A 14903-nucleotide genomic window follows, 5' to 3' on the forward strand; every position below is an offset into this window, starting at 1 on the left:
CATGTCGCGCGCCCTCGCCCGCCTGGCCCTGGCCTGCGCCCTGCTCGCCCCCGCGGCGGCCTCGGCTGCGCCATGGGACATGCCCGTGAGGACAGGTCTCTTCGCACCTGTCCCTTCCGGCATGTCCTTGCGGTCACCCGTGCTCGCCGCCCCCGGCCCGCGCGTCGCGGCCCCCGCCGCCGACGCCGCCGCCCCCAGCGGCGACGCGAGCCGCCTGCTCAGCGACGCCGAGGACGCGATCAAGGCCGCCGAGCAGGTGACGCCGACCCCCGCCGGCCCGAGCGCGTCCGACCTGGCCGAGCGCCTGGTCGCAGGTCAGGTCCAGCTCGAGGGCGGCGACGCCGAGGGCGCTGCGATCGTCTTCCTCGACCTGCTGGAGAACGCCCCCGGCACCCCGGCGGCGGTCCAGGCCCGCTACTACCTCGGCGAGGCGCTGCTGCAGCTGCGCATGCGCCGGTGGGCCAGCGAGTGCTTCTCCCTCACCCTCGCCGACGCCGGCCCCGAGGCCCGCCGCCTCCACCAGCGCAGCGTCGCCCGTCTGCTCGAGCTGGCCGCCCCCGCGCGCGCCCGCGGCCACGCGCGCAAGCAGGGCCTGTCGGTCATGCCCGAGCTGCGCGCGCGCATGCAGTCGGTCGGCCTCGACGGCGACCGCGGCCCCGGCAGCGAGCTCAGCGCCCTCGACGTCACCCGCCTGCGCGGCTGGGTCGCCGCCGTCCCGCCCGACCAGCGGATCGCCGAGCTGCGCTACGCCTGGGGCCGCTTCCTGTTCCTGTCGAAGGAGTACGGCGAGGCGCTGGCCGAGCTCGACGGCCTCGCCCCCGCCGACCTGCCTCTCGGGACATCCGCGCCGGCCTGGCGCAGCCTGCTGCGCGCGACCTACGTCGCCGGCGCCGCCGCGGCCGCGCTCGGCCGCCTCGACGACGCGATCGTCCGCTTCGACCGGATCGTCGCCACCCGCAGCCTGCCCGGCGCGGCGGAGCAGGAGATCCGCGAGCTCGCGTGGATGGCCCGCGCGCGCATCTTCCACGACCGCGCCGACTACGACGCGGCGCTGCTGTCGTACCGCTCGATCGGCCGCGCCTCGCCGCTGTACGCCTCGGCGCTGTACGAGATCGCCTGGACCCTGCTCCGCGCCGACCGCCACGAGGCCGCCCTCGCCGCCCTCGACCAACTGCTGCGCGAGACGCCCCACAGCGCCGCCGCGGCCGAGGCCAAGTCGCTGCGCGGCAAGCTGCAGATCCGCCGCCGCAACTGGAAGGCCGCCGAGGACGAGTTCGCCGCCCTGCGCCGCCACTTCGACGACCAGTACAAGGCCGTCGCCCCGGCCCTGGCCGTCGGCAGCGACGCCCTCGACTACGTCGGCGCCGTCATCCGCTCCGACCCGCGCCACTTCAGCCTCGACACCCTCGTCCCGCGCGCCGCCATCCCGCTGGCCCGCAGCCTGCCGCGCGCGGTGCAGGCCGAGCGCCTGGCCCGAGAGACAGGTGATACCGAGCACCTGCTGCGCGAGACGATGGCGCTGCTCGAGCGCATGGAGATCGCCGCCGCCTCGCCCGAGCGCGCCCTGCTGTTTACCGACCTCGGCGCGCACTGGCAGGCCCTCGACCGCGCCGGCCGCGACCTCGGCGAGGCCGGCGAGGCGCTGCTGTCCGCCGTCGGTCGCAGCCCGACCCGCGGCCTCGCCGACATGCGCCGCACCGTCGACGCCCTGTTCGAGCGGCCGTCGAAGCACCTCCGCCGCGTCACCGAGCTCGCCGAACCGCTGGCCTCCGCCCGCGCCGAGACCACCGCCCTGCGCGCGCGCCTCTACGGCCTCGAGTACGCCCACCGCGAGTCGTCGCGCCGCGGCTCGCCCGACCCGTTCTTCCAGGAGGCCGCGGCCCTGCGCGGCGAGCTCGGCGCGCTCGAAGACAGCCTCGCCGAGGCCCACCGCGGCCTGCAGACCGCCCGCGCCACCCTCCGCTTCACCGACCCGCTGCCCGGCACCCGCCGCGACGCCATCGCCGCCCACAACGTCCTCGTCGGCAACCTGTGGCCCGGCGGCGGCGGCGAGGGCGTGCGCGAGCAGTGGCAACGCCGCCAGCGCCTGCTGATCCGCCTCGACGCCGCCCGCAAGCGCCTCGGCGCCGCCGCCCAGGCCCGCCTCGCCCGCGCCGTCGTCGTCCTCCAGGAGGAGCGCGACAACCTCACCCGCTACCGCGACGAGCTCGAGGCCCTGCGCCCGCGCGCCGACGTCACCGCCGCCGAGGCCGTCCACGCCGGCGTCCGCGACGTCGCCGCCGACCTCCGCTACTGGACCATCCGCGCCGACGTCGGCCTGCTCGACGTCGCCTGGGCCACCAAGGAGGCCGAGCTCGAGCTGGCCCGCGACCTCGAGCGCACCCGCGACCGCAGCGTCAAGAACATCGACCGCGCCGTCACCGAGGCGCTGGAGGACAGCGAGTGAAGCGCCTGTCCCTCCGGCCATGGCTCTTGGCACCTGCCCTATGGGCCCTGTCCCTTGCGACAGCCCCGCCGGCCGCCGCCCTGCCGCGCGGCGAGCTGCCGCCGCCGTCGGGCTGGCAGGGCGTCCTCGGCGAGCCGGGCTCGGGCCTCGCGCGCGAGCCGACCGGCGCGGTCGACCGCCGCGTCCTCTCGGTCCCGCCGGCGCGCCTGCCGAAGACCGCCGAGGACGACAAGGCCCTGGCCGACCTCGAGACGATCTTCGCCCGCTACCGCCGCGCCGCCGCCGTCGCCGCCGACACCCTGGCGATCGTCACGGTCGTCGAGGCCGAGCGCGGCCGCGGCAAGCTGCAGAAACAGCTCGACGGCGAGATCGCCGCCCACAAGGCCAAGGCCCTGCAGCTGCGCGAGGCCGCGATCGCCCGCTACGACGGCTTCCTCAAGCAGAACCCGTCCGACCCCAGCTGGACCCCCGAGATCCTGTTCCGCCTGGCCGAGCTCCACTTCGAGGCCGACAACGAGCGGTTCCAGCGCGCCGAGTCCGAGTACGAAAAAGCTTTGCTCGCGTTCGAGGATCGCAAGGACAAGAAGAAGACCGACGTCCCGCCCGAGCCGCCGAAGGTCGACTACTCGAAGAGCGTCGCCCTCCTGCACGACCTCAACGCCCGCTTCCCGACGTATGTCCACGCCGACGCCGCGCTGTACCTGATGGCGATCCTGCGCTTCGAGGAGGAGCGGTTCGACGAGAGCCGGCAGACCATGCTCGCGCTGGTGTGCGCCGACCGCTACGGCGTCCCCGGCCCCGACGGCAGCGGCGTCGTCCCGGCCAAGAACTTCCGCGCCGGCGACTACAACGGCTGCAACCCGCGCAAGCCGGGCAGCAAGTACGTCGCCGAGACCTGGCTGCGGATCGGCGAGATCCACTACGACCTCGACGAGATGCGCCCCGCGCTCGAGGCCTACACCGAGGCCGCGCGCGACACCCAGGGCCCCTACTTCGACGAGGCGACGATCCGGATCGCCTGGACCCTCTACCTCCAGCGCGACTTCCCCGGCGCCGCCGCTCGCCTCGACGACTACGTGCGCCTGGCCGAGAGCATGAAGGCCGCCGGCGACGACTCGGCGATGGCGCTGCGCGACGACGCCATCCGCTACATCGCCAAGTGTTACATCGAGGACGACTGGGACCTCGACGGCAACCCCGATCCTGCCGTCGGCTTCGCCCGCCTCGAGCGCGACTACAAGGCCCGCGGCGGCGAGAAGCACGTCCCCGAGATCTACGCCGCGCTCGGCGACCTCTACGCGTTCCAGACTGACTTCAAGCTGGCGATCAAGATCTGGGACTCCGCCCTCGCCCGCTGGCCGACCGCCGCCGCCGCCCCGCTGCTGCAGAAGAAGATCCTCGACGCCCAGGTCGCCCTCGGCGACAAGACCGGCGCCCGCACCGCCCGCGACGCCCTCGCCAACAACTACCTGCGCGGCACCCCCTGGTTCTACGCCAACGAGGCCGACACCGAGGCGATCGACGCCGCGATGAAGCTGGTCGAGGAGGCCCTGGTCGCCAGCGCCGTCGAGCGCCACGCCTACGCCCAGAGCCTGCGCGCCGCCGGCGACCCGCGGGCCGAGGAGGAGTACAAGAAGGCCGCCGCCGCCTACGCCGCCTACCTCCTGCGCTACCCCGACACCCCGTCCTCGTATCAATACCGCTACGACTACGCCGAGAGCCTCTACTACAGCGGCCAGTACCTCGAGGCCGCGCGCGAGTACATCACCGTGCGCGACAGCAACACCGCGGCGAGCCGCCAGGTCGACGCCGCCGAGGGCGTGGTGTTCTCGCTCGAGGCCTACGTCGAGGACGAGCAGAAGGCCGGCAAGCTGACCATGCCGGACATGCCGAAGCAGGACGTCGTCAAGCCGCCGTTCGACCCCAAGCCGATCCCCGAGGCCCTGGTCGCGCTGCAGGCCGCCTACGACAAGCTGGTCGCCATCAAGCCCGACGCCAAGGCCGCCGGCAGCCTGGCCTTCAAGTCAGGTGCGATCAGCCAGCGCTACATGCACTGGGACGAGGCCGAGACCCGCTTCACCCGCGTCATCGACGACTACTGCGGCGAGAACGTCGCCATCAACGCCGGCTTCTCGATCATCGACGGCAAGGTCATCCGCGGCGACCTCAAGGCCGCGCAGGAGTGGACCGAGAAGCTGCTGCAGAAGGGCTGCGGCGACGCCGAGCAGAGCGAGAAGTTCGCCGGCGACCTCAAGACCCTCGGCAACGCGGTCCGCTTCCAGGAGGCCAACCAGCTGTTCGAGGCCGGCGAGTTCGAGGCCGCCGCCGACCGCTACACCGCGCTGGTCGACCAGGCGCCGAAGGACCCCAACGCCGACCGCGCGCTCAACAACGCCGCCGTCGCCTACGAGAAGATCGGCCGCTTCGGCAGCGCCTCCAAGACCTACGAGCGCATCTACAAGCAGTACCCCGACAGCGAGTTCGCCGACGACGCCCTCTTGCGCTCCGGCCTCAACCACGTGCGCTTCTTCGAGTTCGACGACGCCGTCGCCAGCTACCTCGTGCTGGCCCAGGACGAGCGCTACAAGGCCAGCGAGCACCGCCTGCTCGCGCTCAAGAACGCCGCCGACCTGCTCGACAACCTCCAGCAGTACAGGAAGTCGTCGGACCTGTTCGTCCGCTACGCCGCCCAGACCACCGACCCCAAGGAGGCCGCGGACGCCAGCTTCCGCGCCGCCTCGGTGCTCGGCAAGACCGACGACCACAAGGCCGCCGAGACCGCCTTCGGCGCCTTCCTCTCCAAGTTCGGCGCCGACCCGACGCAGGCCGCCAAGTCGGTCGAGGCCCACCTGCGGATCGGCGAGGCCCGGGCCGCCCGCGGGGACCGCAAGGGCGCGGAGACGGCTTACCGCGAGTGCGTCGCGCTCTACACCGCGCGCGGCCTGCAAGCCGCCTCCGACGCCGCCGACTTCCCGTCCGAGGCGCAGTTCCTGCTGTCCGAGTACAGCCTGTCCGACCTGCTCGATTTCAAGCTGACCGGCACCGGCAAGAAGTTCGCGGACAGCGCCAAGGTGCTGTTCGACAAGGTCGTCGCCGCCAGCAAGTCCTACGACTCCGTGTTCCCCTACCGCCGGATCGAGTGGGTGCTGGCGGCGATGTTCCGCCGCGGCTACGCCTTCGAGGTGACCGCGATCAAGATCCGCGAGGCCCCGGTCCCGCGCGAGCTCAAGGAGTACAGCGAGCCCTGGTTCGCCTACAAGGACATCGTCGAGACCGAGGCGGGCAAGTTCGAGGCCAAGGCGATCCAGCTGTACGAGGAGACGATCAAGCGCGGCAAGGAGTACGGCGTCGCCAGCGAGTGGACGAAGAAAGCGCTCGAGCGCATGAACATCTACAAGCCCGACCAGTACCCGCTGCTGCACGACGCCAGCGTCGACCTGCAGGTGGAGGATCGGCGCAGATGACTGCCCTTCGGGACATGTCCCTTCGCACCTGTCTCACGGGACTGGTCCTGATCCTCGCCTGCGACAAGCCGGCCGGCGAGTCGACCCCGCCGGGCAAGACCGCCGCCGAGCCCGACGCCAACTGGCAGCCCGAGGCCGTCGACAAGCCGGCCGAGGCCGCCGCGGACGACAAGGCGCCGGCCAAGAAGAACCGCGACCGCGACCCCGAGGAGGAGCGGCGCAAGCTGGCCGCCTCGCACCAGCAGAGCCAGCAGGCCGGGCAGTCGCTGCGCCAGGGCGACCTCGCTCGCGCCCTCGACCTGTCGCGCGAGGCCCTGCGGATCCACGAGCAGAACGTCGACGCCATGCTCGTGATGGCCGAGGCCTTCCTCAAGCAGGGCAAGCACGAGCTGACCCAGACCGTCACCAGCTCGGCGCTCGCCATCGACGCCAAGGTCATCACCCCCGAAGAGACCTCGCGCGCCTACAACCTCAAAGGCTTCGCCTACCTCGCCGCCGACAAGCCGACCCTCGCCACGCAGTCGTTCCGCAAGGCCGCCGAGACCGACGCCGGCAACGCCACCGCGTGGAACAACCTCGGCGCGCAGTACCTCCGCACCGGCAACTTCAAGACCGCCGCCGAGTGCTTCGTCTACGCGCTGAAGCTCGACCCCAACTTCTTCAAGGCCCACCTCAACCACGGCAGCTCGCTGCGGGCGCTCGGCGACGTCGTCGGCGCCGAGAAGGCCTATCAGACCGCCCTCCGCCTGCGCGCCGACTACCCCGACGCCCACTTCGACCTCGGCGTCCTCTACCTCGACGCCCCCGAGTTCCCCGGCCTCGACATCACCACCCGGCTGCAGCGCGCGCTGATCCACCTCGGCAAGTACCGCGACCTCGCCCTCGCCGGCGGCGGCAGCACGGCCAAGGGAGATCGCTTCACCGACGATCTCGCCCGCGTCAAACGCGAAACCGGCGCCAATAAACCCCGTTCTGCCCCGGGCAAGGAGTCGGTGAGCGTCGCCCAGGCCGATCTCTACATCGACCTGGCCAAGAAGGGCCTCGAGCGCGAGAAGCGGCGCCTCGAGCGCGAGGGCAAGGCCCCACCTGCCTCGAAGGACAGCCCGCCGGGCAGCCCCGGAGCCGCGGGCGCGCCTGGCCCGAAGGACAGCCAGCCGTCCGCCGCGGCCACGCCCGCCGCCGGCCCCGGTTCACCTGGCCCGAAGGACAGCAGCCCCAAACCGGGCGATCCGGCCGGCGCCGCCGCGACCCCGCCCGCTGGCGCGCAGCTGGGCCAGGGGAGCCCGCCGACCGGCACCGGCACGGCCAAGCCAGGCACCACCCCGCCCGCTGGCACCACCCCGCCGGGCCCGTCTTCTGCCCCTCCGTCCGGCCCGGCCTCCTCGCCCGCGACCTCGCCCGCGACCGCCAAGCCGGGCGCCCCTCCAGTCGCCAGCCCCGGCTCCGCGCCCGCGACCGCCAAGCCCGGCGCCCCTCCGGTCGCCAGCCCCGGCTCCTCGCCCGCGACCCCGCCCGCGACCGCCAAACCCGGCGCCCCTCCGGTCGCCAGCCCCGGCTCTTCGCCCGCCCCCGCCCCTGTCAAACCGGGCGCGACCACGCCGCCGCCGGCCACCGCCAAGCCGGGCGCCGCGCCTCCCCCTTCGGCCACGCCGCCGCCCGCCGCCAAGCCGGGCGCGACCCCGCCCGCCGGGACCCCGCCCGCGGCCGCGCAACCCGGTGGAAACGCCGGTTCTCCGCCTCCCACGGCCAAGCCCGGCGCCGCCACGCCGCCGTCGGCCCAAAAGCCCGGAAGTGCGGCATCGCCCACCCAGAAACCGGGCAGCGGTGGGGGCGGGAGCGCCCCATGAGAAAATCGCCGGGAGTGATCTCCGGCCACCGGAAAAAATTCGCGAACCGGTGTCGCCGACCGAGACCGCCGCTCCACCCCGCCCGTTTGCCGTCCACCGTGGCGATGGACCCTCGCAGCGAGACGATGGCCGGCGAATCGACGGGCCTCGCGGTCGTGGACGCCATCCGCCCCGCCCTCCGCCGCGCCGCCGCTCACCCCAGCGTCCGCCTTTCGGCCTGGGGGACGCCGCCAACTCGTTGGTGGAATTCTCCGCGGCATTCACTGTATAACGCGGTCGTGCTCCGCTCACGCCGTTCTGCCGCCGCTCGCCCCCTTTCGGGCTTGAGCTGTGCGCGGACGTGGCGGCTGCTCGTCTTCCTGTGTGTGCTGGCGCCCGCCTCGGCGCTCGTTCTGGCGCCCGCGCTTGCGCTCGCTGCACCCCCACCGGCGCCCGCATCAGGGTCGGGCGCCAAGTCGGCCAAGGCTCCGGCCACGACCCCCACCACCAACCCCGGCGGCAAGAAGGTGATCTCGCTCGACGACGAGTTCCTCGTCGAGGGCCAGTTGGAGAAGCCGAGCGCGTTCTACGTGCTGCGGCGCTCGTCCACCGACTACGACTGGGCGCGTCTCGACGCGACCATGACGCCGCTGGTGCTTGAAAGTGTCTGGGATCCTTTGTTCTAATCGACCCTGAAAAAGCTTCAGGCGCCTGCGGGCCTGAGAAGACAACGCGGGTCGGGCGCTCTCCGCGCGCGAAAGCTCCCGCACCCGAGTCGAACCCAACAACAACCACCACAGCCGGGACGAACCCGGTCCACGAGCGACACATCGGGATCACACCCCGGTCTCTGAGGAGGATAAGCGGCCATGGATTTTGCGCAGTTTTACCAGGAAGGCGGCGTCTGGATGCACCCCATCGCCGTCTGCGCCGTGCTCGGCGCCGGCGTCATGATCGAGCGGTTCATCTTCTTGTTCTTCCGCTTCAACATCAACGGCGCGCAGTTCTTCAACCAGATCCAGAAGCTGGTGATGGCGAACAACATCGACCGCGCCATCAAGCTGTGCAACGCGGCTGACAAGGCCGCGCTCGCCCGCGTGATGAAGGCCGGTCTGACCCGCGCCAACAAGAGCGAGGCGGACATCGCTGCGGCGATCGAGGAGGCCATGCTCGAGGTCTCGCCGGCGATCACCAAGCGCATCTCGATGATCGCGGCCGTCGCGAACATCGCCACCCTGCTCGGTCTGCTCGGAACGATCTTCGGCATGATCGACGCCTTCACCGCGGTGGCCGTGGCGGCCGCCGACCAGCGGTCGCAGGCACTCGCGAAGGGCATCTCGATCGCCATCAACACCACGGGCTTCGGCCTCATGGTGGCGATCCCGCTGCTCTCGGCGCAGGTGTTCATTCAGGGCCTGGCCAAGAAGATCGCCGACGAGGTCGATCTGTACGCGGTCAAGCTCGAGAACCTCCTCGCCGCGCGGGTGCGTCAGGGGTAACGCGGTCCGGCTCGATGCCTGCTCTCCGGGCCATGTCCTTTGAGACAGACAGCGAGCCGACCGCACGACCAACACTCCACCCGAGCGAAAGAAAGGAGGTGAGCGATGGCACGAAAGAAGTTTGAAGAAGAAGAAATCGAGGCGAACCTCTTGCCGGTCATGAACGTCATGTTCCTGATGATCCCGGCGCTTCTGATGGCGATGGAATTCGCCCAGATGGCCTCGATCAACGTCTCGCCGCCGAAGTTCGCGGCCGCTGCTCAGCAGAAGGACGAGCAGGAGAAGAAGGACGAGAAGCCGCTCAACCTCAAGGTCTTCGTCATGGAGGACGGCTTCCGCGTCAGCGCGGACGGCCAGCAGGAGGGCGCCGAGGCCGGCAAGTCGCAAGACTCGAAGGCCCCGACGATCGGCCTCGCCAAGCAGGGCGCGCCGCTCAACGACTACGAGCGCTACGACTACGCGCAGCTCGAGTCCAAGGCCAAGAGCTACAAGCAGTTGTTCCCGAACGAGGTGGTGGTCACGGTGAGCGCCGAGGCCAACATCCCGATGCAGTCCATCATCATGACGATGGACGCGCTGGCCGGCACCAAGTGCAAGATCGCCAAGTCCCTCAAGGGCGGCGAGAAGATCCCCGACGAGTGCTACTTCTGGCAGCCGATCGTGGAAGGGGGTGCTAGCTGATGTCCCCCGAGCAAGAGGCATTCCTCGCCAAAAAGAAGGAGCGGGCCGCAGCTCGCCGGGCCAAGCCGGAAGAGAAGGCCAACCTCGGCATCACCTCGCTGATGGACATCGTGTCCATTCTCGTGGTGTACCTGCTGAAGAGCTACGCGTCCGACCCGGTCGTCATCAACCCGACCGCGGGCCAGAAGATCCCGATGTCCTCGGCCGACGCGCCGATTCAGGACGGCATCCCGATCTTCGTCACCACCCGCGGCATCACGTTCGACAGCAAGAAGATCGTGACGATGACGCCCGACGGCGACATCGACCCGTCGCAGGTGCAGAACCACCTGATCGGGCCGCTGTACGACCAGCTCGCCGAGGAAGTCGACAAGGCCAAGCAGTTGGCCGAGCGGCAGGGCAAGCCGTGGAACTCGCGGGTGATCCTGGTCGGCGACCAGGACCTCAAGTTCAGCGTCCTCGTCGATGTCATGTACACGACGGGCCGCGCCGAGTTCTCCGAGTACTCGTTCTGCGTGATCAAGAAGAGCTGATCGAGCTCGAGCCTGGACGAGGGCCGGCAGCTCTTGCGAGAGCCGCCGGCCCTTCGTTTTTGCTCGCGGATCGGGTCTGAGCATTCGCTTGGCCGCGGCCCGCGGAATCCGTCGGCGCGCCGCGTGAAGTCGCATTGACGTTGCGCGCACGGCGGTGCGAGCACCCTTGTTCCCAGGTCCGATCGCGGCCGGGTCCGGGAAAATTGGCGCAGGCACCACAAATCAACTACATCCGCTAGACTTCCTACGCGTGGTTGCCCGGTCCAAGGTACTGCGGATCGCCTCGATCATCGACGGCCTGGTCTGCGACGAGCTGCATCAGAGCGCAGCCGAGGCGGTGACCGCCGGCACCGACGTCGGCAATCAGTTGGTCTGCTTCGGCCCTGCGGTGCCGAAGCGCCACGTCCTGTTCATCGTGCAGGAGGGCCGCTACGTGCTCGACCTGCCGCCGCGCGTCGGCGGCCAGCTCGTCATGCGCGGCCGCTCGGTCAACCTCGGCCAGCTGTGGCGCAAGCGCCTGCGCGAGGACCCGCGGGCGCGCAACCTGCGGGTGGTGCTCGACCCGAGCGCGCGCGGCAAGCTCGACGTCGGCGAGACCACCCTGCTGTTTCAGTTCGCGGCGCCGCAGCCCGTCCCGCCGAAGCCGCCGTTCCCGGAGGAGTTCAAGGCGCGTCCGTCCAACATGTGGACGCGCCATGACATGGCCACGCTGATGGCCGCGTTCATGCTGTTCGGGCCGTACTTCATCTGGGCCTCGAACAAGCACATCGATTACGCCATCGAGCCGGAGATCGACGAGCGCTTCTTGCGGGTGATGAACCTCGACAAGCCGAAGAAGAAGGAGCCCGAGGAGGAGAAGAAGGACGACGCGGAGGAGGTGCTCGCCAAGGAGGACGAGAAGCTGACGCCGAAGCCGGACAAGGTGATCGACAAGCCCGTGCTGACCCAGAAGACCTACTCCAAGGAGTCGATGGACAAGGCGCGCGGCGTCGGCATCGCGCGGGTCCTCGGCACCTACGGCGGCGACGGTCCGGGCACCGTGTTCGACGTCATTCAGGGCACCGAGAACAACCTCGGCGAGCTGTTCGCCGCCGGCATGACCGCCACCGTCCTGCCCGACGGCACCGTCGTCAGCCCGTACGTCCCCGGCGGCGAGGGCATCAGCGCGCAGGGGGCGATCGTCGGCACCAAGGGCTTCGAGGCCCAGGGCCCGGAGCTCGCCGAGCTCGAGAAGAAGGAGCGGAAGATCAACTCCTCCGTGAAGAGCTCCGGCGCCGATGTCTACGGCGACGCCGACAAAAAGGCCGTGCAAGCCACGATCCGCCAGCGAACGGGCGCGCTGCAGGCTTGTTATAACAAGGCGTTGCAGACCAATCCTGGCCTCGCGGGCAAGATCTCCTACACGATCACCATCAGTGTCATGGGCACCGTCACCGAGGTCCGGATCAACGAGGACACCCTCCAGGACGGTGGTGTACAGACGTGCACTGTCGCCAAGATCAAGGGGTGGCGGTTCCCCACCACGCCAGGGGCCGAGCAGGCTTCGGACGTGACCTTCTCCGTGGTATTTTCTGGAGGGTCATGAGCACGTTTTCAAAGCGCGTCGTCCTTGCCTGGGGGTCCGCCACGTTGCTCGCGGCGAGCCCCGTCGGAGCTGCCCCTTCGGCCAGCCCCGCTCCAGCGCCCGCGTCGCCCGACGCGGGCGTTGCTGCATCGACGCCCCCCGCCGCCGACCCGTTCGCCGCCGGCGACGCCGCGCCCGATGCGGCGGCCGCCGCTGCCGCCGCTGCCACCACGTCATCGAGCACCTCGGCCGGAGTCGGCAGCTCCCGCGGCACGATCGAACGCGGCATGACCGAACTCGGCACGCTCCTCACCCGCGCCCGGCAAAGCGGCGACATGGGCCGTACCGCGTGCGTCCAGGACAAGCACGACCGCGCCGAGATCGTGCTCGAGGTGGCGACCGGCGAGCTCTTGGTCCTGCAAGATTCGTCGGCTGACGGGCAGAGCCGCGCCTTCGCCGGCGAGAAGCTGAGCGAGGCCGCCGAGCGCATCTCCGGCCTCGTCGGCCAGGCCAGAGCGTGTCAGGGCGATCAGGAGCAGAAGCGCAGCGACGCCCAGAACACCGCCAATCAGCCGAAGACAGTCATCCCGACCGACCCGACGTCGAGCAGTTCCGGCATCCAGCGCTTGCCGCCGCGCATCGACCCGCGTCCCCCCGTCGCCAGCCCCGTGATTTGACCTCGCCCGCGCCGTGCGGCCTCCGGAGCCGCTGGCCACACGCGCGTCGGTCTGTCTCGCCGCCCGGCCCTCGCCAGCGGACAAGGCACACGACGCTCGCGGTTCGGACTTGGCGCTCACAATTCTCGCCTCTGGGCTGAGATTCGCTAGGCTGTACCCTCTCGCCTTCCCTTGCGCCGACTTAACCAGCCAGCCCCCAGGTGGGCGCTCCACTGCCTCGTCGCCGTGGGGACGATCTGCATGGCCCTCTCGATCCGGCTCGCGCACGCAGCCGGCTCGAACGCCACGGGCAACCTGATCGGCAGCGTGCCGCGCACCGAGGACGGCGCAGGCATCAAGCTCGGCCCACGCTCGACGTTCCACCCCGGCTTCGCGCTGATGATCGGCGGCGACAGCAACGTGTTCTGGAACCGCAGAGGCGACCACGGCGGGGTCAGGCCCGCGGCGCTGGTCATGCCGGTCGCCTGGCTCGGCATCGGCAACCGCGAGGTCCGCGACGGCGTGCTGCAGAGCGAGGTCGAGGCGCAGCAAGATCGCAAGATCGACTACAACATCCGTTTGACCGCGGGCTACCGCGCCTTCATGGCCCGCGCCGAGGAGATCCGGCGTCTGCCTCGCTTCAGCGTCGACCTCAACGCGCACTTCGTGATCGCCCCCGGGCGCCGCTTCAGCTTCAACATCACCGAGTTCTTCTCGCGCTTCGCCGACCCGCGCAACTACGACGCCGGCGTCGGCTACAACTACAACCGCATCGACCACCGCCTCTCGCTCGGCTTCATCTACCGGCCCGGCGGCGGCCGCTTCAGCATCGGCGCCAACTACCTCAACGAGGTCCTGTTCTTCGAGGCGCCCGACGTCTACAGCGGCGACCGCTACATCCACGGCGCCGCCGCCGAGGTCAAGTGGCGCATCGCCCCGCGCTCGGCGCTGCTCGTCAACTACTCGTTTGGCCACACGTATTACTTCAGCTGCAACGCCAACACCGATCCCGACTGCAACGAGGACAACAACGCCCACCGCGTGTACCTCGGCTTCCGCGGCCAGATCGCCAAGCGCTGGACCCTCGACGCCATGGCCGGCTACGGCGCGGGGCTCTACTACGACGACGAGAACGGCCCCAACTTCCGCGGCTTCATCGGCGGCGTGCGAGCGGCCTACTACCCGACGCTGCGCACCCAGTTCTTCGCCCAGATCGATCGCCAGTTCAGCGACTCGCTGTTCGGCAACTACTTCCACGACATCGCCGGCCGGATCGGCGGCCTTCACACCTTCCGCTGGAAGATGTACGCCGAGCTCGGCTTCTCGATCGTCGGCCGCCGCTACGCCGGCCTGCCGATCCCCGGCCGCGAGACCCGCATCGAGTCGTACGAGAACGCGCCCGGGTTCGTCCGCTCCGACACCCTGTTCGCCCTCGGCGCCAGGGTAGAACAGCCGTTCGGCCGCTTCTTCGTCGTCGGCGCGCGCTACGACATGATCGTCGACCGCACCGACTTCATCGCCCACTATCCCGGCGGTCTGACCGACTTCGGCGGCTTCGCCAAGCATGTTGCCATGGTCCTCGGCGCCGTGAGATTCTAGCCGTCCGCGGCGTCTGCTCATGTCTGCCCGTCCCCGCAGCAGGCTCTCCTGGCTCGGCCCCGGCCTCGGCCTCGTGCTGGCCTTCGGGACAGCTTGCGACCGTCCGGCCCGCGTCGAGGCGCCGGTGATCGCCCCGAGCGCCGGCCTGCGTCCCGGCGACGAGCTCGACATCCGCGTGTTCGACGAGGACCGCTTCAACGGCACCTACGCGGTCGCCGAGGACGGCACGATCGACTTCCCGATGGTCGGCGGCGTGGCAGTCACCGGCCTCACCAAGGACGAGGTCGCCCGCCAGATCGAGACCCGGCTCGCCGACGGTTACCTCAACCATCCGCACGTGGTCGTCCAGATCAAGGAGCGGGGCAACCGAGAGATCAGCATCCTCGGCCAGGTCAACGAGGCCGGCTCGCTCGGCTGGCGCGACGGCCTCACGCTCGTGCAGGCGGTCTCGCTGGCCGGCGGCCTCACCCCGTTCGCCGCGCCCGCGCGGGTCAAGCTGACGCGCCGCACCGGCCGCGGCGACGAGACCGTGACCTTCGAGATCTCCCTCTCCGCCATCGTCGACGGCCGCGCCGAGGACCTGGTCTTGCGGCCAGGTGACATCGTGTTCGTGCCCGAGACCCGGATGTAAGCGA

General features: G+C 70.5%; 11 protein-coding genes. All 11 read left to right on the forward strand.

Annotation, left to right across the window (positions count from 1 at the left end):
* Nucleotide 1: 1 nt before the first annotated feature.
* The 11 genes from OV090_RS43590 to OV090_RS43640 all read left to right on the forward strand — a co-directional run bounded on the left by OV090_RS43590 (nt 2) and on the right by OV090_RS43640 (nt 14899).
* Nucleotides 2-2446 carry a hypothetical protein gene (locus OV090_RS43590; RefSeq protein WP_267710829.1) on the forward strand — a complete coding sequence of 815 codons (2445 nt, stop codon included), beginning with the start codon at nt 2-4 and terminating at the stop codon, nt 2444-2446.
* Nucleotides 2443-5910 carry a tetratricopeptide repeat protein gene (locus OV090_RS43595; protein ID WP_267710830.1) on the forward strand — a complete coding sequence of 1156 codons (3468 nt, stop codon included), beginning with the start codon at nt 2443-2445 and terminating at the stop codon, nt 5908-5910. The genes OV090_RS43590 and OV090_RS43595 overlap by 4 nt, the downstream gene beginning before the upstream one ends.
* A 14-nt stretch (nt 5911-5924) precedes the next feature.
* A complete protein-coding gene (locus OV090_RS43600) occupies nt 5925-7757 on the forward strand; it encodes a tetratricopeptide repeat protein (RefSeq protein ID WP_267710831.1) in 1833 nt (610 codons plus the stop codon).
* A 323-nt stretch (nt 7758-8080) separates the two neighbouring features.
* Nucleotides 8081-8422 (forward strand): hypothetical protein, encoded by a 342-nt coding sequence (locus OV090_RS43605; RefSeq protein ID WP_267710832.1) that lies wholly within the window; start codon nt 8081-8083, stop codon nt 8420-8422.
* A 183-nt stretch (nt 8423-8605) separates the two neighbouring features.
* Nucleotides 8606-9235 (forward strand): MotA/TolQ/ExbB proton channel family protein, encoded by a 630-nt coding sequence (locus OV090_RS43610; protein WP_267710833.1) that lies wholly within the window; start codon nt 8606-8608, stop codon nt 9233-9235.
* Between the two features lie 105 nt (nt 9236-9340).
* Complete coding sequence (locus OV090_RS43615; protein ID WP_267710835.1) at nt 9341-9916, forward strand: biopolymer transporter ExbD; 576 nt, start codon at nt 9341-9343, stop codon at nt 9914-9916.
* Nucleotides 9916-10449, forward strand: coding sequence for a biopolymer transporter ExbD (locus tag OV090_RS43620; RefSeq protein ID WP_267710837.1), 534 nt, complete (start codon nt 9916-9918; stop codon nt 10447-10449). The genes OV090_RS43615 and OV090_RS43620 overlap by 1 nt, the downstream gene beginning before the upstream one ends.
* A 250-nt stretch (nt 10450-10699) precedes the next feature.
* On the forward strand, nt 10700-12034 hold the full coding sequence (locus OV090_RS51270; protein WP_267710839.1) for an AgmX/PglI C-terminal domain-containing protein: 1335 nt from the start codon (nt 10700-10702) through the stop codon (nt 12032-12034).
* Complete coding sequence (locus OV090_RS43630; protein ID WP_267710840.1) at nt 12031-12690, forward strand: hypothetical protein; 660 nt, start codon at nt 12031-12033, stop codon at nt 12688-12690. Before OV090_RS51270 ends, OV090_RS43630 begins: the two co-directional genes overlap by 4 nt.
* 240 nt (nt 12691-12930) lie before the next feature.
* The gene (locus tag OV090_RS43635) at nt 12931-14268 is read left to right on the forward strand and encodes a hypothetical protein (RefSeq protein WP_267710841.1); all 1338 of its coding nucleotides are present in this window, start codon (nt 12931-12933) and stop codon (nt 14266-14268) included.
* A 19-nt stretch (nt 14269-14287) separates the two neighbouring features.
* The gene (locus tag OV090_RS43640) at nt 14288-14899 is read left to right on the forward strand and encodes a polysaccharide biosynthesis/export family protein (protein WP_267710842.1); all 612 of its coding nucleotides are present in this window, start codon (nt 14288-14290) and stop codon (nt 14897-14899) included.
* Nucleotides 14900-14903: the final 4 nt, after the last annotated feature.

This window comes from Nannocystis sp. RBIL2, from assembly GCF_026626745.1.
In the GTDB taxonomy this organism is placed as follows: Bacteria; Myxococcota_A; Polyangia; order Nannocystales; family Nannocystaceae; genus Nannocystis.